The organism is Actinophytocola sp., from assembly GCF_050699935.1.
Lineage (GTDB): Bacteria > Actinomycetota > Actinomycetes > Mycobacteriales > Pseudonocardiaceae > Actinophytocola.
This window is the reverse complement of the sequence record NZ_JBOHGB010000007.1, coordinates 81131-107901: the sequence shown is the minus strand read 5'-3', so window position 1 is coordinate 107901 and position 26771 is coordinate 81131. Positions and strand designations below refer to the sequence as shown.

The window sequence follows — 26771 nt, the reverse complement described above, 5'->3', positions numbered from 1 at the left end:
GCTGCGACAGCACACACTCAGTGACCGATATCCAGTGATCGCTCGATGCCGAGATGGGCTCGCAGCACGGACTGGAACGTGGCGTCGAAGTCGTCGTAGCGGGCACGCAGCGCGTCGCCGGGCCAGTCCGGCGGGAGCAGTTCCGGTGGCAGGAGCGGGTCGGCGACGAAGTGCCGCAGGACGGCCGCCGCGAGGATGAACCTCTCCGGCAGGGCCTCGGCCTCGTCGAGGGCGGCGTGCAGCAGCCGGGCCCGGGTTGCCCAGCCGTCCAGGTCCCACAGCGCCACCGCCAGGGCTCCGGGGTCGCTGTGGGACTCCGCCGGACGGCCGAGCAGCACCACGCAGTCCGTGCCGTCGAGGCCCGACAGCGGGCGGGTGAGGTTCGCCGGGCGCAGCCAGGTGCCCTCACGCAGCTCGGCCAGGCGCAGCTCGGCCATCGCCTGGCGGAACGCCGTGCGCTCGGCCGGCGGCCGGCGGTCCGCCGTGACCACGGCGATCTCCCACTCGCCGGACCACGGGCGGATCTCGGGCGCGCGGCTGTGATCCTGGCGCGCCTGGCGCCGGCTCAGCCGGGACGTGAGCGCGTAGTCGCCGTCGGTCTGCACGAGGTCGCCGGCCGCGACCATCCGGGACAGCGCCACCCGGATCGTGCCCTCGGCGATGCCGAACAGCTCGCCGACCTTCACCAGGCCGCGGGCCGCCAGCCGCGGCGGGTGTGCGCCGAGCAGCGTGCTGAGCACGGCCGACCGGGCGGTCAGCGGGCGCAGGCCGGGAACGTCGCGCATCCAGTTCCTTACGGATCTAGCATCACGTGTCCGACAAATGTAACATGGCCGCCATGCCGGCAACTCATGAAGTGACCAACCAGGTACCGCCGCTCACCGGGCACGACCTCGCCGACGACGCCGCGTTGCTCGAGGGCCTGCGTCGGGAGGGCGCCGCCTGGGCCGAGGACGACGTGCACGCGCTGGGCACCCTGGCCGGCGGCCGGGAGGCCCAGGAGTGGGGCCGCCTCGCCAACGAGCACGAGCCGGTCCTGCGGACCCACGACCGCTACGGCAACCGGATCGACGAGGTGGAGTACCACCCCGTCTACCACGAGCTGATGACCGTCGCGGTCGAGCAGGGCCTGCACGCCGCCCCGTGGGCCGACGAGCGCGCCGGCGCGCACGTGGCGCGTGCGGCGAAGTTCTACCTGTGGGGCCAGGCCGAGGCCGGGCACCTCTGCCCGATCTCGATGACCTACGCCGCGGTCCCCGCGCTGCGGCACGACGCCGAGCTCGCCGCGCGCTTCGAGCCGCTGCTCACCGCGGGCGTGTACGACCCGGGCCCGCGCGTGCCGGAGACCAAGCGCGGCCTGACCGCCGGCATGTCGATGACCGAGAAGCAGGGCGGCTCCGACGTCCGCGCGAACACCACCCGCGCGGTCCCGCGAGGCGACGGCGGCTACCTGCTGACCGGCCACAAGTGGTTCACCTCCGCGCCGATGTGCGATGTGTTCCTCGTGCTCGCGCAGGCGCCCGGCGGCCTGTCCTGCTTCCTGCTCCCGCGCGTGCTGCCCGACGGCACCCGCAACCGGATGCACCTGCAGCGCCTGAAGGACAAGCTCGGCAACCGGTCCAACGCCTCCTCCGAGGTCGAGTACGACGGGGCCGTCGCGTGGCTCGTGGGGGAGGAGGGCCAGGGCGTTCGCACGATCATCCAGATGGTCAACATGACCAGGCTGGACTGCGTGATCGCCGGCGCCGCCGGGATGCGTGCCGGGCTCGTGCAGGCCGTCCACCACGCCACGCACCGGCAGGCGTTCGGCGACTACCTCGTCGACACCCCGCTGATGCGCAACGTCCTCGCCGACCTGACCGTCGAGTCGGAGGCCGCCACGACGCTCGCGATGCGGCTAGCCGGCGCCACCGACCGCGCCGCCGCCGATGACGAGCGGGCCGCGGCCTTCCGCCGGCTCGGCCTCGCGGTGAGCAAGTACTGGGTGTGCAAGCGGACCTCCGCGCACGCGGCCGAGGCGCTGGAGTGCCTGGGCGGCAACGGGTACGTCGAGGAGTCCGGCATGCCGCGGCTCTACCGCGAGGCGCCGCTGATCTCCATCTGGGAGGGCTCGGGCAACGTGGCCGCGCTGGACGTGCTGCGCGCGATGCGGTCGGGTACCGAGGCGTTCCTCGACGAGGTCGAGCAGGGTGCCGGAGCCGACGCCCGGCTCGACGCCGCGATCCTCGCGCTGAAGGGGGAGATCGCCGGGCTCGCGGGCGACCCGGTCGCCGCGCAGGCCGGTGCGCGGCGGCTGGTCGAGCGGATGGCGTTGGTGCTGCAGGGATCCCTGCTCGTGCGGCATGGCCACCCGGCGGTGGCCGACGCCTTCTGCGCGTCCCGGCTGGAGCACGACTGGGGCGTGGCGTTCGGCACCCTTCCGTCCGGAGTGGACACCGCGGCGATCGTCGAGCGCGCTCGGATCAAGTGATGGCGCCGGCTGTCCGGACGGAGACCGAGGACGGGGTCCGGTCGATCATCCTGTGCCGTCCCGGCGAGTACAACACGATCACCCCGCAGCTGCGCGACGAGCTGGCCGCCGCCGTCGACGAGGCGGACGCGGACCCGGACGTGCGGGTGATGCTGCTGCGCGCGGAGGGTCGGGCGTTCTGTGCCGGCTACGGCCTCGACTGGTCGACCGAGCTGCAGGCGGACGAGCGGGCGTGGGACTCCGCGCGGGACTACCGGCTGCTGAGCACGTTCGTCGACGTGTACCTGAAGCTCTGGTACGCGGCGAAGCCGACGGTCGCGGCCGTGCAGGGCTGGTGCATCGCGGGCGGGACGGACCTGGTGCTGTGCACGGACCTGATCGTGGCGGGGGAGGGCGCGACGTTCGGCTACCCGCCGGCCCGGGTCTGGGGCGTGCCGACGACGCCGATGTGGGTGTACCGGCTGGGCTTCGAGCAGACGAAGCGCTACCTGCTGACCGGCGACGAGATCCCGGCCCGGCGGGCGGCGGAGATCGGCCTGATCTGTGAGTGCGTCCCGGACGAGGACCTGCTGGCGCACGCTACGGGCCTGGCCCGGCGGATGGCGATGCTGCCGGGCAACCAGCTGGAGATGCTGAAGCTGATGTGCAACCAGACCGCGGAGAACATGGGCCTGCGCTCGGCGACGACGCTCGGCCGGCTGTTCGACGGCGTCGCCCGGCACACGCAGGAGGGCCAGGACTTCGTGGCCAGGTCGCGTGAGGTCGGCTTCCGCCAAGCGGTCCGCGACCGAGACGACCCCTTCGGCGACTACGGCTCCCGCACCCGCTGACCAACCCGCGAGTCCAACGTTCCGGACCCGCGAGTCCAACGTTCCGGACCCGCGAGTCCAACGTTCCGGACCGGCGAGTCCGGCGTTCGGGCATCAGGAACAAGGGTCCAATTGGCGGAAATTGTCCAACTATCCGTTGACTTTGGTAGATCTGCGCTGCCACGATCTTCGCGGCGACGGACACCCCTGCACCGTCGCGTTTCCTTATGTGGAGGCGTAATGCGAAAACGTCTTACCTTCCTCCTCGCCGCTCTGGTCCTCGCGATCGCGGGCACGGTCACCGTGTCCATGGTCGCTTCGCCCGAGGCGGCGGCGGACGAGTGCTACACGTGGAACCGCACGCTGTCGCAAGGAGCGAGTGGCTCGGACGTGACCCAGCTGCAGATCCGGGTGGCCGGCTGGGTCTCGTCGGGTGAGAACCTCGCGCTCGACGGCCAGTACGGCCCGGCCACGGCCAACGCCGTGAAGCGGTTCCAGGCCGGGTACGGCCTCGGCGCGGACGGTGTCGCCGGCCCGCAGACCTTCGGCAAGCTCTACCAACTCCAGGACGGCGACTGCACCCCGGCGCACTTCGCCTACTCGGAGTTCGACGACAACTGCGGCGCCAACAACTTCAACGGCGGCCGGGTGTCGGCGGCGACGGCGAAGCGGAACGTCCTGCGAGTCATGTGGCAGCTGGAGGCGATGCGACACAAGCTGGGCGACCGGCCGATCGTGATCACCTCGTCCTTCCGCAGTGTCTCCTGCAACGCCTCGGTCGGTGGCTCGTCCACGAGCCTGCACATGTACGGGCAGGCGGCCGACCTCGGCCTGTCGAGCAGCCCGTCGCAGTGCCAGATGTGGAACGCGGGCAAGTCGGCCGGATTCGAGGAGCTGCTCAGCCAGGGCTACCCCGGCCACAACGACCACACCCACGTGGGCAACAAGTCGAGCCGCTTCTGGAGCGCGCCGAACTGCTGAGGTGAGTCACTGAGAAAGGCCCGGGTCCTGCGCGGACCCGGGCCTTTTCGGCAGGATTGCAGGCATGCGTGCGTGGCGAGTCGAGCGGCCGGGCCCGGCGGCGTCCGGCCCGATGCGGTTGCGGGAGGTCCCAACGCCCTCACCCGCGCCCGGCGAGCTGCTGGTCAAGGTGCGCGCCTGCGGGGTGTGCCGGACCGACCTGCACGTGGCCGAGGGCGACCTGCCCGTGCGCCGGCCGCTGGTGGTACCCGGCCACGAGGTCGTCGGGCAGGTGATCAACGGGGCCGGAGACTTCGTGCCCGGTGACCTGGTGGGTATCGCGTGGCTGCGGGGCACCTGCGGCGCCTGCCGGTACTGCCTGCGCGGCGCGGAGAACCTCTGTCCCGACTCGCGCTACACCGGCTGGGACGCCGACGGCGGCTACGCGGACCTCGCGGTCGTGCCGGTCGACTACGCGCTGCGGCTGCCCGACGGGTACAGCGACAGCACCCTCGCGCCGCTGCTGTGTGCGGGCATCATCGGCTACCACGCGCTCGTCCGGGCGGAGCTGCCGCCGGGCGGGCGGCTCGGCGTGTACGGGTTCGGGGGCAGCGCGCACCTGGCCATGCAGGTGGCGATCGCGCGGGGTGCGAGCGTGCACGTGATGACCCGCAGCCCGGCGGCCCGGCGGCTCGCGCTCGAGCTGGGTGCGGCCACGGCACAGGGGGCGGCCGACGAGCTGCCCGAGCCGCTGGACTCGGCGATCCTGTTCGCACCGGCCGGTGAGCTGGTGCTGCCGGCGCTGGCCGCGCTGGACCGGGGCGGGACGCTCTCGCTCGCGGGGATCCACCTGACCGACATCCCGCCGCTGAACTACGAGCGGCACCTCTTCCAGGACCGGCAGCTGCGCGGGGTCACGGCCAACACGCGTGCGCACGCGCGGGAGTTCCTTGAGTTCGCCGGGCGGCACCGGCTGCGCGTCGAGACGACCGACTATCCGCTCGAGACGGCCGACCGCGCGCTGCTGGACCTCGCCGAGGGGCGGGTGACCGGCGCGGCCGTCTTGGTTCCGTAGCGCCGCCGGCGGCGGGCCCGTTCAGCGGCAGCCACAGCCAGTCGAGCAACGCGGAACCAGCACGAACCGCGTACTTGCCTACCGCACCCAAGGGGAACGGGCTGAAAACCAGCTACCGGTACGTGCCGAACTGGACGGCACCGGCCCACGGTGACCACAAGGGTTAGATTCCGGGGAGGCGGATCTGTCTCGCACGGGCACACTCCGTCGTCCCGAATGGACAGCAGGTCGCGGATGTCGCGCAGGCGCAGCCCAGCCGCTGGCAGCCCTGGATGAAGCGCGGCCGGTCGACGGTCTCCGGCGGGAACCGCCGGTAGCCCCCGGAGGTTCGCGGCGGCGGCGCGAGCAGCCCCGCCCGCTCGTCGTAGCCGATGGTGTCCGGACCGACCCCGGCCGCCGCGGCGAGTTCGGCGACCAGCAGGCCGGCAGGCGCGCTGGTGGTCATGGCAGTTCCGCCTCCCCGGAATTCACAGTGTTGGTTTCGTTGAAGGACGGAAGGGTCTGCTTGGTCACGTACTTGTGGCTGGCTTGCGTCACGTTCCCCTGAGGTGCGGTCGCGATGCCCTCGGCCTGATTTGCTCTTGCGGTTGACACAAGGGGTGTCATGAACCGACGGTAAACCTTGGAGTCCGGTCCAGGGTCAAGCCTGCCGCTGCGGTCCGACCAGGGACATGCTGTGCTGTGCACACAACGCACACCCCCGCAACGAGCCGCAGGGAGTTGACATGCCGGGTACCGAGGTGGATGTCGTCGTCGTCGGGATGGGACCGGGCGGCGAGGACATCGGTGCGCGCCTGGCCAGGGCGGGCCTGTCCGTGGTGGGCGTGGACGCGCGCCTCGTCGGAGGCGAGTGCCCGTACTACGCCTGCGTGCCGACGAAGATGATGATCCGGGCCACCGACGCGCTCGGCGAGGCCCGGCGCGTCGAGACGCTGGCCGGCTCCGCGACCGTCCACCGGGACTGGTCGCCCGTAGCCAGGCGGATCCGGGAGGAGGCGACCGACAACTGGGACGACACGGTCGCGGTCGACCGGTTCACCGGCGCCGGCGGGACGTTCGTCCGTGGCCGCGCGAAGATCACCGGGGACCGCGAGGTCACGGTGTCCACATCGGACGGTTACCGGGTGTTCCAGGCCGGCCGCGGCGTCGTGCTGAACACCGGCACGGACCCGGCCGTGCCACCGATCGACGGGCTCGCCGAGACGCCGTACTGGACCAACAGGGACGCGGTGGCCGTGGACGAGGTGCCCGGCTCGCTGGTCGTGCTCGGTGGCGGTCCGGTCGGCTGCGAGCTGGCGCAGGTCTTCTCCCGGTTCGGTGCCGCGGTGACCGTGGTGCAGCGCCCGGAGCGGCTGGTCCCGGTCGACGAGCCGGAGGCGGGCGACCTGCTCGCCGAGGCCTTCGCCGCCGAGGGGATCACCGTGCGCACGGGGTTGTCCGCCGCGCGTGTCCACTACGACAGCCAGTTCTCCGTCAAGCTCGACAACGGCGAGACGCTCACCGCGGACCGCCTGCTCGTGGCCGCCGGCCGGAAGACGGACCTGGCCGCGCTCGGCGTCGGCGCGATGGGCCTCGACGAGTCGGCCCGTGGGGTGGAGACGGACGAGCGGATGCGTGCCGCGGACGGCTTGTGGGCGATCGGCGACATCACCGGCAGGGGTGCCTTCACGCACGTGTCGATGTACCAGGCGCGGATCGCGGCGGCGGACATCCTTGGCGAGGACGACCCGGAGATCGCCGACTACCGCGCGGTGCCGCGGGTGACGTTCACCGACCCGGAGATCGGCTCGGTGGGCCTGTCCGAGGCGAAGGCGCGGGAGCGGGGGCTGAACGTGCGGACCGCGATCACCCAGGTCCCGTCCTCGGCGCGCGGCTTCATCCACAAGATCGGCAACGACGGGTTCATCAAGCTCGTCGAGGACGCCGACCGCGGCGTGCTGGTCGGTGCGACGTCGGCCGGGCCCAACGGCGGCGAGGTGCTCGGCGCGCTCGTGGTCGCGGTGCACGCGGAGGTGCCGACCACGTTGCTGCGGCAGATGATCTACGCGTACCCGACGTTCCACCGGGCCATCGAGGACGCGCTCGGCCGGCTCGGCGCAGGCGTAACGACGCCGTGACCGCACCCGATAGCAGGGATGCCAATCGGCCGCGGACCAGTGAGACTGGTTCGGCCAGGGGCGGGAGTGGTCATGCCGGACGTCGCACGGGAGGAACCCCGGAGGTCACCCGTGGGCGCCCCGCTCGCCGGCCTGCGCCTCGACGAGCTGCTCAGCGAGCTGCAGGACCGGCTCACCGAGATCACCAACACCCGGGACCGCCTGCAGGGCCTGCTCGGGGCGGTCGTCGCGGTCGGCACCGGACTCGAGCTCGAGAGCATGCTGCAGCGGATCGTGCAGACCGCGGTGGACCTGGTCGACGCTCGCCACGGCGCGCTCGGCGTGATCGGTGACGAGGGGCTGTCGGAGTTCGTCTACGTCGGCATCGACCAGGCGACCCGCGAGCGGATGGGCCACCTGCCGGAAGGCAAGGGGCTGCTCGGACACCTCATCGAGCACCCGTACCCGATCCGGCTGCCGGACCTGACCGCCCATCCGTCCTCGGTCGGGTTTCCGTCCAACCATCCGCCGATGCGCAGCTTCCTCGGCACTCCGATCCGGCTGCGTGGCGAGGTCTTCGGCAACCTCTACCTCACCGAGAAGAAGGGCGAGGCCGAGTTCACCGCCGACGACGTCGTCGTGCTGGAGGCGCTCGCGGCGGCCGCTGGCGTGGCGGTCGAGAACGCCCGGCTGTTCGAGGAGGCGCGGCTGCGGGAGCGCTGGCAGCAGGCATCCGGAGAGGTCAACGCCCTGCTGCTGGGTGGCGCGTCCAGCGCCGAGGCGCTCACACTCATCGCCCGGCGCACCCGCGAGCTGTCCCGGTCGGACTGCGCGCTGATCCTGCTCGCCGACGGGGTCGAGGACACGCTCGTCGTCCGCGCCGCCGACGGACCGCGCGGCGAGCAGCTGATCGGTCGGACGATGCCCGCCGCCGCGGCTCCGTTCGCCGCCGTGCTGACCGACCGGACGCCGACCGCGTTCGTCGACTTCACCTACCTCGCCGGCGAGGACGCGGCGATGCTCGGCGACTTCGGCCCGGCGCACGCGGTGGCGCTCGGTCCCGGGTCCGCGGCCGCGGGCGGCCTGCTGCTGGCATTGCGCAACAAGGGCGGCGACCGGTTCGGACCGGAGCAGCTGCGCCTGCTCGCGTCCTTCGCCGACCAGGCCGCGCTCGCGCTGGAGCTCGCGGACAAGCAGCGCCAGCAACGGATGCTCGACCTGCTCGCCGACCGGGACCGGATCGCCGGGGACCTGCACGATCACGTGATCCAGCGGCTCTTCGCGGCCGGCATGAGCCTGCAGGGCATCGTCCGTCGCATCGCCGACCCGAGCGCGCGCGGCCGTGTCGGCCAGGTCGTCGGCCAGCTCGACGAGACCGTGCGCGAGATCCGGACGTCGATCTTCGACCTGCATGCCGTGCACGAGACCGAAGCGGGCGGCCTGCGCCGGCGGATGCTGGACGTCGTCGCGGAGACGAGCGCCGGCACCGGCGTCTCGCCGTCGGTGCGCATCTCCGGCGCGGTCGAGACGCTGGTGCCGCCGACGGTCGGCGAGCACGCCCTCGCCGTGTTGCGGGAGGGGGTCAGCAACGCCGTGCGGCATGGCCGGCCCACCGCGATCACGATCACCGTGGAGGCGGGCGCGGACCTGATCGTCGACGTGACCGACGACGGCGTGGGCATGCCGGCCGACGTCGCCCGCAGCGGTCTGGTCAACCTCGAGCGCCGGGCCGAGATGTGCGGTGGCAGCTGCGTGGTCACGTCCCGGCCTGCCGGCGGCACCCGCCTGACCTGGCGAGTCCCGCTCGCCGACGGGTGAAGGGTCAGCCGTGGTCGGCGCGAGGCATGATCGCGTGACGCAGCTCGTTGATGGTCTCGTCGATCCGGCCGATCGCCGCACCGATCCGCTGTCGCCTCCGGGGGTCGTGCTGCGCGCTGGCCAGCGCGCGGTGCAGGTCGAGGCCGGCCCGGAACAGCTGGTTCACCGCCCGGTCGACCAGCCGGTACGGCGCCGCGTCGGATGTGGACATGGCCCCTCCTCGACACTTGGTGCGTGCCGGTTTCCACGCGCGGCCGAAGTCAAACGTCGCGAGTCCGGGGCGCCATAGTGTTGCCGGCATGGACTTCCCCGAGCCGAACACACCCGCACCGTCCCGAGCCGCGGTGCTCGCCGGTTACCTGGACTTCTTCCGTTCGCGGGCGATCGAGAAGGTGCGCGCGCTGCCGCCGGATGAGCGCCGCGGCAGCCGCCTGCCGTCGGGCTGGACTCCCGTCGAGTTGCTGAAGCACCTGCGGTACGTGGAGCTGCGGTGGATCGAGTGGCGCTTCGAAGGCCGCCCGGTCCCGACCCCGTGGGGCGATGAGGAGGCCGGCCGCTGGCACGCGCCCGAGCCGCTAGCGGAGCTCGTCGCCGCCCTGGAGGCCCAGGCCGAGCACACCCGCGCGGTGGCGTCGTCGACGGATCTGTCCACAATGGGCACTCCGGGCCCGGGGTGGCACGGCGAACCGGCCTCGCTGGAACGGATCCTGTTCCACCTGCTGCAGGAGTATGCCAGGCACTTGGGCCACCTGGACATCGTCACGGAGCTGGCAGGCGGCCCGGCGGGGGAGTGACCCGGGGCGTGCCGTGGACGGTCAGTCGAGAACGGAGTTGAGGCCGTCGCTGCCGCGGCCCTGCGCGATGCGCGCGCGTAGCAGCCGGAGGACCACGCCGAGTTCTCCGGCACCCAGCCGCTGGCCGGACTGCAGCGCGATGAGTTTCGTGAGCACGGGCTCGTGCTCGGTCAGATCCGCGTGGCCGCGGGGGGAGATGCGGCTCGCGACCTCCCGCGCGGTGTTCTCCGCGTCCGCCACGACGTGCCCGAGTTGGGCGGTTGCCAGCGGGGCGAAGGTCCTGCACGGCGGCGGCGCCGGGGTCGGCTCCCGCGTAGCGGGCCGGGCACAGCACTGCGAGCGTGCTCCGGTACTCCTCGAAGGTCTGGGGCGGACCGCTGTAGAAGATCGTCGTGGCGTCGGCCCCGATGGCGTCGGGTGCGGTCTGCAGTCCGGCGTCCAGGTCGCCGGAGCCTGCCGCGGCGGCCGGGTGGGCGTCCGCCCGTGCCTCTTCCGGCGACCCGGTGGTCAACGCGACGAACGTCCGGCCACGCAGGGCGTCCCGCGCCTCCCGCAACGTCGCGCTCACGCCCCCGTAGTCGGTGAACGAGGCGATCACCAGCGAGCTCCTCGCCACTGCATCGGACGCCGTGGCCGCCCGCATGGCCCTTCCCCGGAGGAGGGCATCCGGACGCGCCGCGGTGCGGTTCCACACCGCGACACGCGAGCCCCGCGCCAGCAAGACCTTCGCCACCTGGCTGCCGACGGCGCCGGTGCCGAGCACGCTGACCGCCACGCCACTGTCGTTGAGCACCATGACCGACATGCCGCAACATCGAACGAACTCGAGGTGAAGGCGAGTGGATCGGGCTCCGACCATCGCCAAACGCGCCAGGGTGACCCCGATTTCTGAGCTCGACTGCCCTGTTTTTGCTCACTTTTTGTCCAGTAGCGAGATTATAGCCACTTTTCCGCCTGGTATTCCCGGGGGTGTGGTGCATAACATCAAGCGCGTGCCCGGCTACGAGTTCGATGTGTTCATCAGTTACAGCCGATTCGGCAGCGCGCCGAAATGGTTGATGAACCACTTCTACCCGAAGTTCCAGGACTGTCTCGCTGACCAGACCGCGCCCATGCCCAAGGTCTTCCTCGACAAGACGATGTCGCGCGGCACGCACTGGCCGTCTCAGCTGGAGAAGGCGCTGTGCCGCAGCAAGATCATGATAGCCGTGCTCACGCCGCCATACTTCGAGTCGCGCTGGTGCATGGCGGAGTGGCACAGTATGCGCGCGCGGGAGAAGCTGCTCGGGCTGACCAATCTGGACCGCCCGCAAGGTCTGATCTATCCCATTCTCTATTCGGATTCGGACAACTTTCCCATAGCGGGGCGGGAACTTGGATGGTGGGATTTCAAGGACCTGGCCACGCCGGAACCGGTCTTCCAGGAAAGCCGGGACTGGGTCCATTTCCATCGACGAGTCACCGATCTCGCCAGGGACCTCGTCCAACTGCTGCCGCAGGTTCCCGAGTGGCGATCCGACTGGCCGGTCGTCGAGCGACCTGACCCTGTGCTCCTGCCGCCACCGCCGATTCCGAGGTTCGACCTATGACCGGCACCGTCGTCACGTTCTACTCCTACAAGGGCGGGGTCGGGCGCAGTTTCACACTGGCCAATGTCGCCGTGCTGCTGGCTCGGTGGGGTTACCGGGTGCTCGCGATCGACTGGGATCTGGAGGCACCCGGCCTGCACCACTACTTCGCGCCGATGCTGCCCAAGGCACCCGAGGGTGGGGTGATCGACCTCGCCTACGACTTTCTCGTCGGTGCGGACGTCCCTGACGCCCATGCGACCCGGCTCGAGGTCGAGGACGGCACCGTGGCGCTGCTGGCCGCCGGCCGCCAGGACGAGACCTATGCGGGCCGAGTGCAGGGCATCGACTGGGTGGACCTGTACCGGCGCGGGTTCGCCGAATTCCTGGAGCGCTGCCGGGCGGCATGGACCGAGAAGTACGACTTCGTACTGATCGACAGCCGGACCGGCATCTCCGACATCGGCGGCATCTGCACCGCCCACCTGCCCGACCGCCTGGTCGTCGTGTTCACCGCCAACGAGCAGAGCGTCACGGGCGCTGTGGACATCGCACGGCGCGCCGACATCGCCCGGGACCGGATGCCCTACGACCGGCAGCGGCACCTCGTGCTACCGATCTTGTCCCGTTTGGACAACCGGGTGGAATACGAGCGGGCCGAGTCCTGGCGGCAGCGGTGTGCCGAGATCGCCGAGCCGCTGTTCCGAAACTGGCTGGCAAAAGGTGTACCCGAGGACCTGATGCTGCGGCACGTCACGCTGCCGTACGTCTCCTACTGGAGTTTTGGCGAGCAGTTGCCGGTGCTGGAGGAACACACACCGTCGGCGGACCAGGTCTCGTTCGCGCTGGAGACGGTGGCCGCGGTGATCGCGCAGCAGTTCGACCGCACCGACCTGCTCGCGGACAACAGGGACGCCTACGTGGCCGCGGCCCGAACGCACCGGCGTGCGTACGTCCTGGACCTGTTGGTGTCGAGCCCGCGGTCGATGCTGGACACCGCGACCGATCTCATCGATGAGTTGCGCGCGCTCGGTGTGCTGGCGCACCGGTCGCTGTCCGGCGATCCCGAGTTCCTCGACCAGACCAGCGAGCCGGCCAGGCACCTGTGCCTCGTCGTGGACGGCGAGGTGAGCCGCTGGCAGGCCACCGAGGCGGAGCGGTTTCTGCGCCACACACTCGGGGCGGACGACGACCGGCAGCTGTTCTGCGTGCTGACCCGCAACACCGACCGCGAGCGGTTGCCCGCGTTCCTGCGCAACCTGCGGCACATCGAGTTCGACGTGGGCGCGCGGCCTCGGCACGTGGCGCGGCAGCTGCACGACCTCATCACCGACGCTCCGCCGACCCGCACCGACTCTGACCGGAACGCGCTGCGGGACGCGGCGTTCGCCCTGCGCGCAGTGCCGCACGAGGTGGCCCATCGGGGGCGTTGGGCACTCATCGAGCAGACAGTGCGCGACATGACCGCGGCGCTGGACGACGGCGACCTGGCGCTGCTCCAGGACCTGACGGTGGACCTGGAACTGCTGAGCGAGGTCCGCGCGAACGGCGACCGGTTCACCGCGCCGGACGGCCTGCGTGCGCCGATCGGCGCGCTGCTCGACCGGATCGATCGCCGAGTCGATGTGTTCACCAAGTGAGGAGTGGCGGAATGCCGGAGACATACGGAACTCACGAGACAGCGGCACTGATCGTGCTGACGCTGGAGAACGAAGAGGTGCCCAATCCTGAACTGAGGCATGACTACGGGATCAGTCTCCCCCCGGCCGGTCGCGACAAGCTGAACAAGGCAGGCCTGCTCGCGAGCCGGAAAGAGAACGGGCGGTACATACACCAGATCACCGAGGCGGGTGTCGCCTGGTGCGAGACGGAGCTGGTGAGTGCCGAACCGCCGGCGAGGTCGGGCCCTCAGGTCCGCGCGGTGTTCGAGGTGTTCCGGCGCCTGGTCCGCCACCTCCAGCGGCGCGGGGTCCGTCTCATCGATGTGCTCCGCCCGGATCTGGAGTCGCCAGCCGGCCCGGATCTGGAGTCGCAGATCCGCGCGGCGTACCACGACCTGTCGGTGAAGCCGCAGGACTGGGTGCGCCTGGCCAAACTCCGCCCCAGGCTCGACGGCGCGGACAAGGACGAGGTGGACCAGGTGCTGCTGGCGATGACCAGGACCGGGCTCGTCCACCTCGCCCCGTCCTCCAACCGCAAGGCGCTGACCGATGCCGACCACGCCGCCGCCATCAAGATCGGTAGCGAGCACAAGCACCTCCTGGCGATCGAGGGATCATGACAGAACAGTTGCGCCAGGCACTTGCCGCACTCCATTTCAACTCCGCTGAAGGGCCGGACGACGTCTGGCGCGTCCCGCCCTCCCATGTAGACGGTCTCCACCTGAGAGCAGAGCGTCGCATTCAGACGAGCGTCCTGGAGGCAAAGCAGAGTGACGGCTCGAGCCCTATCGGGCTCGCCCTGCAGGGGCAGAAGGGAGTGGGCAAGACTCACCTGCTCGGCGGCGTCAGACAGACCGTGCAGCGCGAAGGTGGTTACTTCTTCCTGATCGACCTCTCCACCGGCGCCGCGTTCTGGGAAGACGTCGTGGAAGCCATGCGCAGCGAGCTGTTGCGGAAGAGCGACGACGGCATGCTCCAACTGACCGAATTGCTGCGGCGGTTGTGCGACAGGGCCGCCGTGCCCGATCCGGTCACCAGGGTGATCCTCGGCGATGTGCCGCTCACCATCGATGACCTGCACAGGTTCGTCGGCGCCATACGTCAGGTCAACGCTCAGGTCGCGGTCGAGTGTGGCGACACGATCCGGGCGTTGGTGCTCTACGCCGCCACGGACAGCAAGCACACCATCGGCAAGGACTACCTCGCGGGATTGCGGGAGGCCGACGGCGGAGATCGGCGAACCTGGGGCATCCACCCCCAGCCGAAGCCCCACCGTGCCCTGGTCACGGACATCTCACGAGTGCTCTCGCTCACCGGGCCGAGCGTCGTCGCGATCGACCAGCTGGACTCGTTGATCGACAAGAAGATCGACGCGATCGATGAGCAGGCGATGGACGCGGAGCGGGCGAGAGAGCTCGCGCTCATCGCCGACGGCCTGATGCAGTTGCGGGAGACGACGCGGCGCACTCTGTCCATTGTGGCCTGCCTGCCGGATACCTGGAAGCTGCTGAACTCGGTCGCTGCCGACACAGTCGCGGACCGGTTCATCGAGACACCGATCCTCGGCGCCATCGTTGATCCACAGCTCGGTCGGGCGCTGGTTGAGAAATGGCTCCGCGTGATCTACGAACCTATCGGCTTCACGCCACCGCATCTCACCTGGCCGGCCGCGCCGAGCGCGTTTGGTGAGCACTGGCGCACCTATACGCCGCGACAGTTGTTGCGACGAATCCAGGAGCATGCGGAGACATGCCTGTACGGGGAGATTCGCGAGCTGGCCTCGTTCGACGAAGAGGTGATCGAGGCACCGCCACAGGTCGTACCGGACCCGAACTACCTGGCGGAGTTCGACCGGCAGTTCGCGGAACTGCGCAAGCGTGCCGACGTGGACGCCGCGCTGAACCAGCACACCGAGGACACGGTCATGCCGGATCTGCTGCAGGCCGCGTTGCGGTCATGGATCAACGAAGTCGGCAACGACGACAGGTCATGGGAAACCGACCCGCCGGACGGCGGTGGCCGGCTACACGCCGGGGTGCGCCGAACCCTGGACGAGGAACGGGACCTCGCGGAGCGCTGGATGTTCCGCGCGATCGCCCCCCGGCACGGCAACGCGGTACTGCGGAAGCTGCGGGAGGCCAGGGCGGCCGCCGGGATTCGGAACGGCGTACGCAACCGGCATCTGGTGTTGATCCACTACGGACCAAAGGGCTGGACGGGTGCCAAGACCAGAGCCGAGGTCAGCGAGTTGGCCCGAGTCGGCAGCCCGCGGCTCGAGATCACCGAGGATGACGTCCGGACGTTCCACGCGCTCAAGGAGATGCTCACCAAGCAGAGCTACGAACTGCTGAACTGGCTGGTGGCGCGCAAGCCGGCGAGCCGGACGGCCCTGCTGCGGGAGATCCTCCCCGGTCCCAAGCAGTCCAGAAGCGACCACCAGGAGACACGGCCGCCGCCGACGGCGGGGGAGATCGTGCTCGGGATGGACGACGAGATCCGCATCGAGCTGGCGTCCCTGCGCAAGCACGCGGTGATCTTCGCCGGGTCCGGTACCGGCAAGACCGTGCTGTTGCGTCGCATCGTCGAGGAGTGCGCATTGCGCGGCGTCTCGGCCATCGTGCTGGATCCGAACAACGATCTCGCGCGACTGGGGGACGCGTGGCCGAGCCCGCCGGCGGAGTGGCGGTCGGGCGACGCTCGCCGGGCCGCCGAGTACCTCGCCAACACCGAGGTCGTGGTGTGGACCCCGGGTCGCGCCGGCGGGCGCCCGCTCAGTTTCCATCCGTTGCCGGACTTCGCTGCGGTGCGCGAAGACGCGGACGAGTTCGCTGCCGCGGTCGAGGCGGCTGTGGCCGGGCTGGTGCCGCACGCCAGGGTCGGTGGCGGTGCGAAGGCCGCCGTCCGCGGCCGGGCCGTGCTGCGCGAGGCGTTGACGCACTACGCGCGCATGGAGGCGCGCAGCCTGTCCGACTTCGTAGACATGCTCGCCGAACTGCCGGACGGGGTGAGCAAGCTCAGCACCGCCACCACGATGGCCGCCGACCTGGCCGAGACGTTGCGGGCCGCGATGGTCAACGATCCGCTGCTCGGCAGTGCGGATAAGCCGGCCGACCCCGCCGCGTTGCTCACTCCGTTGCCGGGCAAGCGGGCACGGATCTCGGTGATCAGCTTGATCGGGTTGCCCTCCGACGAGCAGCGACAAGGTTTCGTCAGCCAGCTCCAGCTGGAAGTGTTCGCCTGGATCAAGCGCAACCCGGAGGTGGACCGGGCGCTCGGCGGGCTGTTCGTGATGGACGAGGCCCAGACGATCGCGCCATCCGGTGCCTGGACGGCAAGCACGCAGAGCACCATCCTGCTCGCTTCGCAGGCGCGCAAGTACGGGCTCGGTCTGCTGCTCGCCACGCAGGCGCCGAAGGGCCTGCACAACCAGGTCACGGGCAACGCGACGACGCAGTTCTTCGGCCGGCTGAACAGCCCGGCGCAGATCGCCGCAGCGAACGAGATTGCACGGGCCAAGGGCAGCACGGTCGAGAACATCTCCCGGCTGGAATGCGGGCAGTTCTACGTCACCGGGGAGGCCATCGGTTTCCGCCGCATGCGGGCGCCGCTATGCCTGAGCCACCACCCGCCCGGCCCGCTGCGGTTGGAGGAGGTGCTCGACCGGGCCCTCAGCGGCCGCCACGCCGGCCGCTGACGCAAGGACGCGCTCCTCACCCTGGGCTGAGGAGCGCGTCCTTGCGTGGAGTCAGCCGGCGGTCGCCGTGAGCACCGTGTTGATCCGTTGCCAGAGCGCGGTGAACAGCTCCTCCCGCGTGTAGGTACGCGGCTCGCCGGCGCCGTGGCCGAACACCGACCGGTCGTGCAGCTCCAGCTTGGCCACACCCGCTTCGGCGTCGTACACCGGGCGCGCCCAGCCGTTGGTGCAGGCGCTTCCGGCGTCGTGGCGACCGACCACGAAGTTCACCGTCTCGTCCCCCCCGATGCCGCCGCGCTGGATGTCCAGTGCGTACACGGTGTCGCCCGCCCGCTCGATCCGCAGCGCGATCCGTGAGCCGCCGCGGTGCGCGGTGCCGACGAACCCGCGCCGGCGCAACCTCGGCACGGCCGCGGCGAACTGCTCGCCCAGGTAACGCATGGCCGCGTCCTGCTCCACGTAGCGGCTGAAGGTGGCTGGCACGTGCTCGCCGGCCGGCTCGTTCTCCCTGGCCCGGGTCACCACCGTGGCGAGCCCGGCCCGGTCCCAGCCGGCGGCCTCAGCCCGCTCGACCCGGCTGGCGAGAGCCTCGGCGAGCTGGTTCGGCTCGTGCTCGGCGCCGCGGAGATAGGTCACGTGCGGGTGCAGCAGGTCCGGCGGCACCGCCACGTCCCAGACCAGCACCGGCAGCACATGCCGGTCGCCGGCCCTGACCGCCCGCAGCATCGCAGCGGTGAACTCGTCCACCGTGGACACGAATGGGACGAAGAACCGGACGAGGACGTCCGGCAGGTCGCCCTCGCCCTTGTGGGCCCACCACTCATGGGTCTGCTCGGACCCGTGCAGCACGGTCAGCCCGCGTTGCCGGCACGCCTCCACCACCGCTTCGACAGCAGACCGCTGCTCATCGGCGAACGACACCGTGACGTCATAGCTGGCGACTTCTCTCACAGCGACACCTTCCTGTGCATGCCGGCCCGCACGGCCGGCCTCTCGCGTGACCGGCGAAGCATTCGGGTGGCGTGTGGACCGGACGTGGACAGGGCGTGGACGCGCGCACCGTTGACCGTTGTGAGCGGACAACGGTCAACTCCTTGTTGACAAAGCGGCTGTCGCGAATCCTCGGTGATGGGTGCGGAAATTCTGCCGAGCGCCCCAGGCGATATCACTATTCTTATGGAGGATTTGTCATGTCTTTGTCCAGTCTGCTGACCAAAATCGGCTTTCCGATGGTCGCGCTGTGTATTGTCGTCACGCTGCCAGGAATCGGTCCCGCCGCGACCGACGACGGTGGCTCCGGGTCGACGCCCCCGACCACCACGACGACGTCGGCCACAACCGACGGCCACCCGTGGCATGGTTGATGACCCGATAAACGTACGCCGGGTCGTCCGCGGCCACGGGCGACCCGGCAATTGCGCTTGGCGCCGTGGAAATGGTGTACTCGATGCCGGCCTGAATGGAGGCGTGAATGGCCGAATCATTTGGCGCACTGCTCCGAGAATGCCGCCTCGCCGCCGGCATCTCGATGGGCGAGCTCGCCAGGCGCGTCAACTACAGCAAGAGCTACCTCAGCAAGATCGAGAATGACGTCAAGCCTCCGAACGCGACCGTGGCCAGGCTGTGCGACGGCGTGTTGGACGCCGGCGGCGCGCTGATCGGCGCGGCACGTACCGCGCGCGAGCGGACGGATTCCGCGGTCGAGCTCGACGGCCTGGATCGCCGCCAGTTGCTGGCCGGTGCGGGCACGCTGCTCGGCATCGCGCTCGCCGGCGGGCCGCGACCGGTACCGGACGAGCAGGTGGTGGTCGGGCTGCGGACGTCGTTCGAGCAGCTGCGCCGTCTCGGCATGCAGACCAGTCCCGCGGTGGTTCTCGAACCGCTCGTTGCCCAGGTGCGCACGGTTCACGCGCTGGCACGGGAGAATCCGGAGCCCGTGCGGTCCCGGCTGCTGGTGCTCGCCGGTCGAACAGCCGAGTACACCGGGTGGCAGAGCCAGGAGGCCGGCAATGAGCCGGGCGCACTGTGGTGGACGCGGTATGCCGCGGAGCTGGCGCGAGCCGGTGGGGACCGCGAGATCGCGAGATACGCGCTCGTTCGGGAGGCCGGGATCGCACTGTACCGGCAGGATCCGATCAGCACGATCGACCTCGCCCGGCAGGCCCAGCGGGAGGGGCGGGCCGCCGGCTCGCGCCTCCTCGGCCTAGCCGCTCGGCGGGAGGCACAGGGGCACGCACTCGCCGGCGACCGGGATGCCTGCGAGCGCGCGCTGGACCGGGCTGCGAACCTCCTGCAATCGTCTACTGTGGACATACGACCCTACTCAGTGCTCGGCTCGACGGCGCCGGAACCGCTGGCGCTCGCCCGCGGGTGGGCACTGGTCGATCTTGGCAGAGTCGGCGAGGCGGCGACCCTCCTGGACCGGGAGGTGGCTCGACTGCCGGCGACCGCCCGCCGCACCCGGGCGCGATTCGGCGCCCGCCGGTCCCTGGCCTACGCACTTGCCGGCGAGATCGACAAGAGCTGCGTGACACTGGCCGAGACGATCGACGACGCGGCGCACGTCGACTCCGCGACCGTACGAGCGGACCTGCGGGAACTGGCGAGAAGCCTCAGCCGGTGGCGTGGCCACCACGCGGTCCGGGAGATACTTCCCGAGCTGAGCCGGGTGCTGCACCGGTACTGACGCGACCGCCGCTCATTCCTGCGAACGGCAGGCGCACGCCAGGGCCGCGCGTTCCTCACGGACTTCGAGGGCCTCAGGCAGATCGAGTGCGGCGAAGTCGGCTTCGGCCGCGTCCCAGTGGCGGACGGCGCGCTCGTGGTCACCCACCGCGTGCAACACCCCCGCGACGTCGCGGTGGGCGCGCGCCTGGTGGGCACGGTTCCCCGTGCCGGCCGCCAGATCCAGCGCAGCCTGGCAGGCGCGGAGTGCCTCCGCCTGGTCGCCTCTGGCCCACGCGGTCGCGCCACGATCGAGATAGAGCTGGGTGCGCAGGTCCGCATCGGACACGTCGGTCGCCACAGTCCTGGCCCGTTCCTGGTAGCGCACCGCCTCGGCGAGCCGGCCACACAGCCGGTGCACGTTGCCCATGTCGTTCAGCGCGTAGGCCACCGCGCAGTGGTCGCCGACCTCGGCGGCGTGCCTGTGCGCCGCCGAGTGACTCGCCAGCGCGTCCGCCAGCTGCCCCAGCCGTTGCTGCACGGAGCCGAGGTTGCTCAGGGCGTGCGCCATCCCTTGAACGTGGCCGACCTCGCGCAGCATCCGGGCCGCGGCCTCGTGCTGGTGCAGCGCGACATCCAGGTTGCCATGCAGCTCGTTGAGGTAGCCGAGCATGCTCAGCGCGTGAGCCTGCCCACGTGGATCCTCGCTCTGCTCGTACTTGGCCAGCGCGGCGGTGAAGTGCGCGATCGCCTGGTCGTGCTTGCCGAGCTCCATGGTGGGAATGGCGAGCGCGCACAACGTGGCAGCCTCGCCTCGCACGTCACCGAGCCGAATCCACTTGGGTAGCGCCCGAGCGGCCAGTTCCAGCGCCTCGGCGAGCCGCCCGAGCCGGTCGTGTGCGATGGCCAGCCGGAGCAGGACGTGTGCCTGACCATAGTCGTTCTCCGGGTCGGCGGAGACGATCTTCCAGGCGAGCTCCATGGTCTCAATCCAGTCCTCCAGCTGGCTCGTCGTGTTGAAGTAGCGCCACATCAACACGGCCAGCCGCCAGGTGTGCTCGGGCAGGTCGTGCGTGGCGGCATAGTGGACCGCGGCCACCAGGTTGTCCCGTTCGGCGGCGATCCACCGCAGTGCGGCGTTCGCGTCGGCGAAGTCCGGCATCACCGGGCAGGACCGGTTCACTGTGGGCAGTTGGGCACGGTCGAAGGGGTACCCGGTGCCGACCGCGGCGGCGAGTGTGACCAGGTAGAAGTCAAGCAGCTGGACCATGGCGTCCGCCTGCCCGGCCGGTTGCTCCGCCGCGGCGAACTCTTTGAGCGGGTCGAGCATCTGGTACCGCTCCGGCGCGACCTCCTCCAGCAGGCTCACCTCGTGCAGGTCGTCGAGCACCATGCGGGCCCTGGTGACGTCGACCTGCGCCAGCGCCGCCGCGCCGATCACGTCGACGTCCGGTCCCGGCAGGCAGCCGAGCAGCCGGAACATGGCTCGCTGCGGGTCGTCGAGCTGCTCGTAGGACACCCGCACCGCTGTGGTGGCCTCCATATCATCGGCGCTCGCGTCGGCGTCCGAACCCCAGGGCCCGCTCTCCTCCAGCAGCCGGAGCAGGTGATCCAGCGGCCACCGGGCGTGCCGGCGGAACAGCGCGGCCGCCACTCGGATCGGCATCGGCAGGAAGCCACACCGCTTGACCACCGCGGCCACCTCGGCCGACCGGCCACGCACCCGGATCGGGTCGCTCAGCGCGCGGAACAGCCCGGCGGCGTCCTCGGGCGGCAGCGGCGAGAGCCTGATGTGCTCGCCGGTGTCCGGATCGCCCATCCGCCGGCTGGTCACGATGGCAACACAGCCCGGCACCTCGGGCAGCAGCGGCCGGACCTGGTCCGGCGAGGCGGCGTTGTCCAGTACCACCAGCGTCCTGGTGCCGTACAGCGTGGTCTGGTACAGCGTGGCCTTCCGGCCCGCGGTGGCCGGAACCTGCTCGGCCGGTATGCCCAGCTCGATCAGCAACTGAGTCAGCGCGTCCGCGGCGGTCATCGCGGGCACGCCCGGAGTGAAGCCGTTCAACCGGACCAGAAGCTGCCCGTCCGAGAATCGGCCACGGAGCCGGTGTGCGGCCTCGATCGCCAGACCGGTCTTGCCAACGCCCGGCGCACCGCTCACCCACACCGGCCGGTGCTCGCCCGCGGCCGCGTCGATAGCGGTGAGTTCCACGGCGCGGCCGGTGAACGCGCCGGGCCGGGATGGCAGGGAGCTCGGCGGCTCGCCGTGTTCGGCCCGCGCGGCGAGGTTGCGCAGGACGTGGCCCGGCTCGATGCCGAGTTCGGCGAGAGCGTTCCGGGTGCTGTGAAAGACCCGGATCGCCGCCACCCGGTCACCACCCGCGACCAGCGCACGCATCAGGAGTTCGGCGTGCTTCTGGCTGGCTGGGTCGGCCTGTACCACGGGGCGCAGCCGGTCCCGCGCCGACCGGTGGTCGCCGGCGTCGAGCTCCAGCTCGGCCAGGTCACCGACCGCGTCGGGGTAGCTCTCGTCCGGAGAGATCACCTCGGGACCACCTACGCGGTCGATGTCGATGTCCTCGAGGAACCGCCCACGCCACAGGCCGACCGCGGCGCGCAGTAGCTCCACTGCCCGGCGCGGGTCGTCGCGCCGTACATCCTCTGCCCGTGCTCGCAGCCGGTCGAACCGGGCGGTGTCCAGCTGGTCCTCGCCGACCCGCAGCAGGTAGCCGGTCGGCGTCGTCTCGATGCGCACGTCGTCGGCGTCGCGGAACGCGTCGCGCAGCCGTTTGATGTAGCTCCGTACCAGGTCCCGGCGCGCCGGGTTGTCGCCCCAGACGATCTCGGTCAGCCGGGCGGTGGACACCGGTTTGTTCGCATGCAGCAGGAGTACGACGAGGATGAACCGCTGCTGCTGATCCCCCAGCAGCACCGGGGCGCCCTCGTGCCACGCCTCCAGCGGGCCCAGCATCCGAAACTCCACCAGTCCTCCCGGCTTGAGCTTGATGTCTGCAAGTCACATCGCACAAGCCGCCGTCCCAGTATCGGTGGAATCAGCCTTTCTTCCACGTCCGGTCAACACGGACCCGGCACGGTCCACCGGTCAGCAGGGATACGAAGGGGAAATCCGCATGGGGTCCGACGTCTTGCCGTGTTACGTGGTCTGCGACGTCTCGCTCTCGATGACCGACCACCTCGAGGAGCTGAACACCGGGCTGCGGGAATTCCGGGGAGCAGTGCACGCCGATGCGTCGGTCGCCGCGCGTGTCCGCTGCCGCGTGATCGGGTTCGCGGAGACGCCAATGGCTCCACAGCCCCTGGAGTCGTTCACCTCGCTACCGAAGCTGGAGCCTTGTGCCGGGACCAATTTCGGGCCGGCATTCACCTTCGTGCACGACACCATCGACCGGGACGTTCGCGGGCTCAAGGAAAAACGGCTGCGAGTACACCGACCGATCGTGTTCTTCCTGTCCGACGGCCAGCCGACCGATCCGGTGACCTGGCCGGCGGCATTCGCCGCGCTCGCCGAGCGTGCCTGGGCCGCACGGCCGAACGTGATCGCTTTCGGCATCGGCGAGGCCGACCGGGACACGCTATGCCGGATCGGCACCTTCCGCACGTTTCTGGGGCGGGATGGAGTGCGCATGAGTACCGCATTGATCGCGTCGGTGATATCTGTGTCACCGCTGCTGGACCGAATTTAGGCATGCACGATCTGTCCACTTCTGGTCCACCTGTCCACCGCACGCTGTCCCGGAAGGAGACGCCATGGAGATCCACTAGGGGAGAACAATGAGTGGGCGCACGGAGTTGGTCCGAGAGCTGAAGTCGCTCCGCAAGGGGCGGGGCCTGTACGCGGGCCGGATCGACGAACGGGTCGGTCCGACCTTGCGCGCGGCGTGCGAGGTGACCGACGGCGACGGGCTGGTGGTCATCAGGCAGAAGGTGGCCACCCGCCTGGCCGAGCTGGCCGAGGAGCTGCCGGACGACCTGCGCCTGGCCGCGCTCGCTGCGTTCGCCATCAACGTCGAGGCCCGGCTACCGCTGTACCAGGACCGGGTGCGCTGGGCGGCCATCAAGGTCGATCGCGACTCGCGCACGGTGCGCCGCCGGGTGGACGAGGCGATCGACCAGCTCGCCGAACTGGCCACCGGTGCGCCGCGCCGTCGGCCGGGCGATCCAGCCGGCGGCTGGCACACCACGGAGCTGCGCGTGGCTGTGGGGCTGGACCGGGAGTGGCCTGAGGTGCTGCAGCAGCGCCGCATCGTCGCCGACCAGGACGACCTGCGCGAGCTGGACCTCGCGGTCTCGCTCCCCGCAGGGCGGCGCGACCTGGAGGTCGGCGTGTTGTACGGCGGCACGTTGCTCGACCGCGGCATGGAGGCGAGCGACCGATGCGGCTTCGCACTCGCCTTGCCGAGCCCGCTTACCCGGGGCGAGTCCCACGACTTCGCGGTGCGGTTCCGGCTGCCGACGGCACGCGCCATGCGACCGCATCTGGTGTGCGTACCCAAGCGCCCGTGCGAGCTGTTCGACCTGCGGGTGCGGTTCGGTTGGGACTGGGTGCCGTCTCACGTGTGGATGGTGCACGGTGCCTTTCAGCGCGACGTGTCAGACCCGGTGTGCCACGGCTACCAGCATCCGGTCGACCGCGCCGGCGAGATCCACATGCGTTTTCGCCAGCTCACCCCCGGCCTGGCCTACGGAGCGCGGTGGGAGCCAGACGGTGGACTGCCTCGCGACAAGCATGCCCGGATTCTGGGCGGACCTTCGAGCGCGCGAGCCCAAGGGATGAACGAGCAATTGCGAATCAGCCGGTAGTGGCTGGTCGGGACGGTCCCCCGGTGCGGTTCGTTCATCGCTCCCCGGCAGCGACAGACCTCGACGTCCAACCCGCGCGCTTCGAGAACCCGCCGGGATGCCCGGTCGAGCCCGCAAGGACCTGGACAGCGCCAATTCGTAGCTCGCTGCACACCCGGCGTACGCGCGGAGCCTGCAGACGCTCGGCGAGTGGGGCGTGACGGTATTGCCGAACGAGGTCGTCCGTGTGGGCGCGGCGCGGGACGTCTTCGACTGGCGGCCGCTTGTCGATGCGCTGGACGGCGTGTGACGGCATCGGGACGACTCTCTTCGAACACGGCCCCTGAGCGGCGTTTGGGACGGCTGTGACGGGTCTGGGACGGCTACTTGTGCCGCTTCGGCATGCGGCTGCCGAGGATTTCGGCGGCCTTGCGGTCCGATGCGGCCACCCATGCGGCGTAGACCTTGAGGGTGGTCGCACCGCCGCCACCGTGGCCGAGGCGGCCGGCGACGGTCGGTAGGTCGACGCCAGCGGTCAGCAACTCGGTGGCGCTGTAGTGGCGTAGGGCGTGCAGGTGCGTCTTAATGCCCAGACGGGTGGCCATGTCCTTGTATCGCTGGGTCACGGCGTTGGGGGAGTACGGCTCGGAGTGGTCGGGAGTCCGGGCGTTGCTGAACACGAACAGGTTGTCGGTGAACGGGCGGTCGAGCGCTGCCAGGCGTGCCTCAACGCGGGTGCGTTGTTCGCGGAGCAGAGTCAGTGTCTCGGCGTCCAGGGCGACGCGGGCGAAGCGCAGGCCGCACAGCTCGCCTCGGCGCATGCCGGTGGTCATGGCCAGCCAGACGAGAGTGCCCCAATCGTCGTCCATCCGGAACGCCTCCTCCACGATGCGGCTCGCTTCGGCCGTGGTGGGCGGGCCGGGCTCTGGTGGCTTGCGGCGGGTCAGCTCTGCCGGGTTGCTGTTGATCCAGTCCCAGCGTTCGGCTCAGCCAGAGTGCCGCTGATGATCGAGTGGATCTGTTGGATCGTCGACGCAGAGAGGGCCATGCACTTGTGGGGCTGGCAGTCCAGTTCCGTGCAGTCGTGGTCGTCTGGGCTCTTGTGGACGGAGAACGGCTTGCCGTCGCAGCGGATGCGGCAGCGGCGTAGCTCCGTGTAGAAGCTCCCTAGGGTGCGGACGTCGATCTTCTTGATCGGTACCTGCCCGAGGACCGGCTTGATGTGGTTCGCGATGTAGCCGAGGTATGTCTTGCGGGTACTGGCTTCGATCTCACTCGTGCGTAGCCACTCGTCGATCACGTAGGAGAAGGACACGGACGAAGCGGCCGTCCGCTACTTGAGAACGTGGGTGCGGAACTCCGACAGCTTGTCTTCGGCCTTGCGCCGCGCGGCGTTGTCGGTATCCGGGACCGTAGCCCGCAAGTAGATCTGGCTGGTCAGAGAGGGTGCCCCCGGTGCGATTCGAACGCACACTGGACGGGTTTTGAATCCGTTGCCTCTGCCGATTGGGCTACGGGGGCTCGCCCGACGACTTTACGGGATTCGAGGGGCGCGGTTCGCGAGGGTGGGCCCTGTCGATCAACGTCTTGGCTGGGTGGCAAGACGGGGTGCGAGGGCGGGTGTGGCATGAAGTACGTGTTGCCAGCTCGTTGCGTTGTGGTGATCGCTGTCTCGGAGCCGGGCGAGGGGGCTGGGACCGCCGGTAGGCTGGGGTTTCCGCAGTAGCCGAGAACCCAGGAGGACCCCGGTGACCGAGCAGGCTGCCGAGGCCCGGACCGGCCCGGCCGTACAGCGCCGTGTCCTCGTCGCGGAAGATGAGGCGCTCATCCGGCTCGACCTCGTCGAGATGCTCAAGGAGGAGGGCTATCACGTCGCGGGCGAGGCGGCCGACGGTGAGCAGGCCGTCGCCATGGCCAACGAGCTGCGGCCCGACCTCGTGATCCTCGACGTGAAGATGCCCAAGATGGACGGCATCGACGCGGCGGCGGCCATCGCGGGCGAGCGCATCGCGCCCGTCGTCATCCTGACCGCGTTCAGTCAGCGCGACCTCGTCGAGCGCGCCCGCGAGGCCGGCGCCATGGCCTACCTGGTCAAACCGTTCGCCAAGCACGACCTCGTCCCGGCCATCGAGCTCGCGGTCAGCCGCTTCGCCGAGTTCGCCGCCCTGGAGTCCGAGGTCGCCACGCTGACCGACCGGATGGAGGCCCGCAAGCTGGTCGAGCGCGCCAAGGGCCTGCTCATGACCAAGCAGGGCCTCACCGAGCCGGAGGCGTTCCGCTGGATCCAGCGCACCGCCATGGACCGCCGCGCCACGATGAAGGACGTCGCCCGGGCCGTGGTCGAGAACATCACCTGAGGGCC

Annotated in this window: 23 protein-coding genes, 1 tRNA gene and 1 pseudogene; 15 read left to right on the top strand and 10 right to left on the bottom strand. The window is 70.3% G+C overall.

All coding sequences use genetic code 11. The features are described from left to right. Positions 1 to 17 precede the first annotated feature (17 nt). Positions 18 to 785, bottom strand: a complete 768-nt coding sequence (locus ACRDTB_RS05050; protein ID WP_431428752.1) for a PaaX family transcriptional regulator C-terminal domain-containing protein — start codon at positions 783 to 785, stop codon at positions 18 to 20. A 53-nt stretch (positions 786 to 838) separates the two neighbouring features. Here ACRDTB_RS05050 and ACRDTB_RS05045 point away from each other — a divergent pair, with 53 nt between their 5' ends. The 4 genes from ACRDTB_RS05045 to ACRDTB_RS05030 all read left to right on the top strand — a co-directional run bounded on the left by ACRDTB_RS05045 (position 839) and on the right by ACRDTB_RS05030 (position 5314). Then, positions 839 to 2470: an acyl-CoA dehydrogenase family protein gene (locus ACRDTB_RS05045; RefSeq protein ID WP_431428751.1), complete on the top strand. Its 1632-nt coding sequence runs from the start codon at positions 839 to 841 to the stop codon at positions 2468 to 2470. Further along, positions 2470 to 3300: a crotonase/enoyl-CoA hydratase family protein gene (locus ACRDTB_RS05040; RefSeq protein ID WP_431428750.1), complete on the top strand. Its 831-nt coding sequence runs from the start codon at positions 2470 to 2472 to the stop codon at positions 3298 to 3300. Before ACRDTB_RS05045 ends, ACRDTB_RS05040 begins: the two co-directional genes overlap by 1 nt. 219 nt (positions 3301 to 3519) lie before the next feature. Then, positions 3520 to 4260: a D-Ala-D-Ala carboxypeptidase family metallohydrolase gene (locus tag ACRDTB_RS05035; protein ID WP_431428749.1), complete on the top strand. Its 741-nt coding sequence runs from the start codon at positions 3520 to 3522 to the stop codon at positions 4258 to 4260. Between the two features lie 64 nt (positions 4261 to 4324). Further along, positions 4325 to 5314 (top strand): zinc-binding alcohol dehydrogenase family protein, encoded by a 990-nt coding sequence (locus tag ACRDTB_RS05030; protein WP_431428748.1) that lies wholly within the window; start codon positions 4325 to 4327, stop codon positions 5312 to 5314. 163 nt (positions 5315 to 5477) lie between these two features. On the opposite strand, the gene ACRDTB_RS05025 is transcribed toward ACRDTB_RS05030, so the two are convergent. After that, positions 5478 to 5759, bottom strand: a complete 282-nt coding sequence (locus tag ACRDTB_RS05025; RefSeq protein WP_431428746.1) for a MerR family DNA-binding transcriptional regulator — start codon at positions 5757 to 5759, stop codon at positions 5478 to 5480. A 280-nt stretch (positions 5760 to 6039) separates the two neighbouring features. Here ACRDTB_RS05025 and ACRDTB_RS05020 point away from each other — a divergent pair, with 280 nt between their 5' ends. Further along, positions 6040 to 7431, top strand: coding sequence for a dihydrolipoyl dehydrogenase family protein (locus ACRDTB_RS05020; RefSeq protein WP_431428745.1), 1392 nt, complete (start codon positions 6040 to 6042; stop codon positions 7429 to 7431). Between the two features lie 72 nt (positions 7432 to 7503). Next, positions 7504 to 9228 carry a GAF domain-containing protein gene (locus tag ACRDTB_RS05015; protein WP_431428744.1) on the top strand — a complete coding sequence of 575 codons (1725 nt, stop codon included), beginning with the start codon at positions 7504 to 7506 and terminating at the stop codon, positions 9226 to 9228. 4 nt (positions 9229 to 9232) lie between these two features. Here the strand turns inward: ACRDTB_RS05015 and ACRDTB_RS05010 are convergent, their stop codons facing one another. After that, entirely contained in the window at positions 9233 to 9439 is a 207-nt protein-coding gene (locus tag ACRDTB_RS05010; protein ID WP_431428743.1) for a hypothetical protein, read from the bottom strand. A gap of 88 nt (positions 9440 to 9527) precedes the next feature. Between ACRDTB_RS05010 and ACRDTB_RS05005 the strand changes: the two genes are divergently transcribed. Further along, a complete protein-coding gene (locus ACRDTB_RS05005; RefSeq protein ID WP_431428742.1) occupies positions 9528 to 10022 on the top strand; it encodes a DUF664 domain-containing protein in 495 nt (164 codons plus the stop codon). Between the two features lie 21 nt (positions 10023 to 10043). Here ACRDTB_RS05005 and ACRDTB_RS05000 read toward each other — a convergent pair whose 3' ends face one another. Continuing rightward, complete coding sequence (locus ACRDTB_RS05000; RefSeq protein WP_431428771.1) at positions 10044 to 10262, bottom strand: hypothetical protein; 219 nt, start codon at positions 10260 to 10262, stop codon at positions 10044 to 10046. Between the two features lie 151 nt (positions 10263 to 10413). Continuing rightward, positions 10414 to 10818: pseudogene (locus ACRDTB_RS04995) on the bottom strand (NAD(P)-binding domain-containing protein); the annotation flags it as partial. A gap of 196 nt (positions 10819 to 11014) precedes the next feature. On the opposite strand from ACRDTB_RS04995, the gene ACRDTB_RS04990 reads away from it, so the two are divergent. The 4 genes from ACRDTB_RS04990 (at position 11015) to ACRDTB_RS04975 (ending at position 16945) form a co-directional block, all read left to right on the top strand. After that, the gene (locus ACRDTB_RS04990) at positions 11015 to 11611 is read left to right on the top strand and encodes a toll/interleukin-1 receptor domain-containing protein (protein WP_431428741.1); all 597 of its coding nucleotides are present in this window, start codon (positions 11015 to 11017) and stop codon (positions 11609 to 11611) included. Beyond that, a complete protein-coding gene (locus ACRDTB_RS04985) occupies positions 11608 to 13230 on the top strand; it encodes a CATRA system-associated protein (RefSeq protein WP_431428740.1) in 1623 nt (540 codons plus the stop codon). Before ACRDTB_RS04990 ends, ACRDTB_RS04985 begins: the two co-directional genes overlap by 4 nt. 11 nt (positions 13231 to 13241) lie before the next feature. After that, the gene (locus ACRDTB_RS04980) at positions 13242 to 13871 is read left to right on the top strand and encodes a hypothetical protein (protein WP_431428739.1); all 630 of its coding nucleotides are present in this window, start codon (positions 13242 to 13244) and stop codon (positions 13869 to 13871) included. Between the two features lie 197 nt (positions 13872 to 14068). Further along, positions 14069 to 16945 (top strand): helicase HerA domain-containing protein, encoded by a 2877-nt coding sequence (locus ACRDTB_RS04975; protein ID WP_431428738.1) that lies wholly within the window; start codon positions 14069 to 14071, stop codon positions 16943 to 16945. Positions 16946 to 16996: 51 nt separating this feature from the next. Here ACRDTB_RS04975 and ACRDTB_RS04970 read toward each other — a convergent pair whose 3' ends face one another. After that, entirely contained in the window at positions 16997 to 17896 is a 900-nt protein-coding gene (locus tag ACRDTB_RS04970; protein WP_431428737.1) for a hypothetical protein, read from the bottom strand. 520 nt (positions 17897 to 18416) lie between these two features. Here ACRDTB_RS04970 and ACRDTB_RS04965 point away from each other — a divergent pair. Continuing rightward, positions 18417 to 19631, top strand: a complete 1215-nt coding sequence (locus tag ACRDTB_RS04965) for a helix-turn-helix domain-containing protein (protein ID WP_431428736.1) — start codon at positions 18417 to 18419, stop codon at positions 19629 to 19631. 12 nt (positions 19632 to 19643) lie between these two features. On the opposite strand, the gene ACRDTB_RS04960 is transcribed toward ACRDTB_RS04965, so the two are convergent. Beyond that, positions 19644 to 22580, bottom strand: coding sequence for a tetratricopeptide repeat protein (locus tag ACRDTB_RS04960; protein ID WP_431428735.1), 2937 nt, complete (start codon positions 22578 to 22580; stop codon positions 19644 to 19646). 211 nt (positions 22581 to 22791) lie between these two features. Here ACRDTB_RS04960 and ACRDTB_RS04955 point away from each other — a divergent pair, with 211 nt between their 5' ends. Both ACRDTB_RS04955 and ACRDTB_RS04950 read left to right on the top strand, forming a co-directional pair. Then, entirely contained in the window at positions 22792 to 23313 is a 522-nt protein-coding gene (locus tag ACRDTB_RS04955) for a vWA domain-containing protein (protein WP_431428734.1), read from the top strand. A gap of 88 nt (positions 23314 to 23401) precedes the next feature. Continuing rightward, the gene (locus ACRDTB_RS04950) at positions 23402 to 24430 is read left to right on the top strand and encodes a hypothetical protein (RefSeq protein ID WP_431428733.1); all 1029 of its coding nucleotides are present in this window, start codon (positions 23402 to 23404) and stop codon (positions 24428 to 24430) included. Between the two features lie 362 nt (positions 24431 to 24792). Here the strand turns inward: ACRDTB_RS04950 and ACRDTB_RS04945 are convergent, their stop codons facing one another. From ACRDTB_RS04945 to ACRDTB_RS04935, 3 genes are all read right to left on the bottom strand, one after another. Continuing rightward, the gene (locus tag ACRDTB_RS04945) at positions 24793 to 25278 is read right to left on the bottom strand and encodes a tyrosine-type recombinase/integrase (RefSeq protein WP_431428732.1); all 486 of its coding nucleotides are present in this window, start codon (positions 25276 to 25278) and stop codon (positions 24793 to 24795) included. A 74-nt stretch (positions 25279 to 25352) separates the two neighbouring features. Next, positions 25353 to 25709 carry a hypothetical protein gene (locus ACRDTB_RS04940; protein WP_431428731.1) on the bottom strand — a complete coding sequence of 119 codons (357 nt, stop codon included), beginning with the start codon at positions 25707 to 25709 and terminating at the stop codon, positions 25353 to 25355. Between the two features lie 147 nt (positions 25710 to 25856). Continuing rightward, a tRNA-Leu gene (locus ACRDTB_RS04935) sits at positions 25857 to 25930 on the bottom strand. A gap of 227 nt (positions 25931 to 26157) precedes the next feature. Between ACRDTB_RS04935 and ACRDTB_RS04930 the strand changes: the two genes are divergently transcribed. Beyond that, positions 26158 to 26766, top strand: coding sequence for an ANTAR domain-containing response regulator (locus ACRDTB_RS04930; protein ID WP_431428730.1), 609 nt, complete (start codon positions 26158 to 26160; stop codon positions 26764 to 26766). Positions 26767 to 26771: the final 5 nt, after the last annotated feature.

Coding starts and splice junctions, on each gene's coding strand:
- ACRDTB_RS04985 (WP_431428740.1), top strand. CDS start 11,608: ATGACCGGCACCGTCGTCACGTTCTACTCCTACAAGGGCGGGGTCGGG.
- ACRDTB_RS04960 (WP_431428735.1), bottom strand. CDS start 22,580: ATGCTGGGCCCGCTGGAGGCGTGGCACGAGGGCGCCCCGGTGCTGCTG.
- ACRDTB_RS05030 (WP_431428748.1), top strand. CDS start 4,325: ATGCGTGCGTGGCGAGTCGAGCGGCCGGGCCCGGCGGCGTCCGGCCCG.
- ACRDTB_RS05025 (WP_431428746.1), bottom strand. CDS start 5,759: ATGACCACCAGCGCGCCTGCCGGCCTGCTGGTCGCCGAACTCGCCGCG.
- ACRDTB_RS05010 (WP_431428743.1), bottom strand. CDS start 9,439: ATGTCCACATCCGACGCGGCGCCGTACCGGCTGGTCGACCGGGCGGTG.
- ACRDTB_RS04950 (WP_431428733.1), top strand. CDS start 23,402: ATGAGTGGGCGCACGGAGTTGGTCCGAGAGCTGAAGTCGCTCCGCAAG.
- ACRDTB_RS04980 (WP_431428739.1), top strand. CDS start 13,242: ATGCCGGAGACATACGGAACTCACGAGACAGCGGCACTGATCGTGCTG.
- ACRDTB_RS04955 (WP_431428734.1), top strand. CDS start 22,792: ATGACCGACCACCTCGAGGAGCTGAACACCGGGCTGCGGGAATTCCGG.
- ACRDTB_RS05045 (WP_431428751.1), top strand. CDS start 839: ATGCCGGCAACTCATGAAGTGACCAACCAGGTACCGCCGCTCACCGGG.
- ACRDTB_RS05005 (WP_431428742.1), top strand. CDS start 9,528: ATGGACTTCCCCGAGCCGAACACACCCGCACCGTCCCGAGCCGCGGTG.
- ACRDTB_RS05015 (WP_431428744.1), top strand. CDS start 7,504: ATGCCGGACGTCGCACGGGAGGAACCCCGGAGGTCACCCGTGGGCGCC.
- ACRDTB_RS05040 (WP_431428750.1), top strand. CDS start 2,470: ATGGCGCCGGCTGTCCGGACGGAGACCGAGGACGGGGTCCGGTCGATC.
- ACRDTB_RS05020 (WP_431428745.1), top strand. CDS start 6,040: ATGCCGGGTACCGAGGTGGATGTCGTCGTCGTCGGGATGGGACCGGGC.
- ACRDTB_RS04945 (WP_431428732.1), bottom strand. CDS start 25,278: ATGGACGACGATTGGGGCACTCTCGTCTGGCTGGCCATGACCACCGGC.
- ACRDTB_RS04965 (WP_431428736.1), top strand. CDS start 18,417: ATGGCCGAATCATTTGGCGCACTGCTCCGAGAATGCCGCCTCGCCGCC.
- ACRDTB_RS05050 (WP_431428752.1), bottom strand. CDS start 785: ATGCGCGACGTTCCCGGCCTGCGCCCGCTGACCGCCCGGTCGGCCGTG.
- ACRDTB_RS05035 (WP_431428749.1), top strand. CDS start 3,520: ATGCGAAAACGTCTTACCTTCCTCCTCGCCGCTCTGGTCCTCGCGATC.